The organism is Priestia sp. SIMBA_032, assembly GCF_046535215.1.
Lineage (GTDB): Bacteria > Bacillota > Bacilli > Bacillales > Bacillaceae_H > Priestia > Priestia aryabhattai.
On the sequence record NZ_JAWRXD010001085.1, the window covers coordinates 1 to 255 of the forward strand.

A 255-nucleotide genomic window follows, 5' to 3' on the forward strand; every position below is an offset into this window, starting at 1 on the left:
GGCATGACGCCCGGCGCCGGCACAGCGTCCGCGCACTGGAAGGGCAAGGCGGTCGATTTCTACGCGATCAACCGCCAGTCCCTCACCGGAGGAGACGCCCTATCGCTCCAGCTAATTCACACGCTGGATCCTTACGCCCCACAAGGGACGTCAGTCGGTCAAAGCGATTGCCGAGCACGCGCCCACGTGGTCCTGGGCGCGCTGTTGAACATCACCAGCGCCTTCCCCGACACCTGCAACCACCAACACATCCAG

1 protein-coding gene is annotated in these 255 nt (G+C 64.3%); it reads left to right on the forward strand.

Annotated elements, in window-relative coordinates:
* A partial coding sequence (locus SB717_RS37685; RefSeq protein WP_410908270.1) for a hypothetical protein occupies positions 1–255 on the forward strand: 255 nt, incomplete at both ends.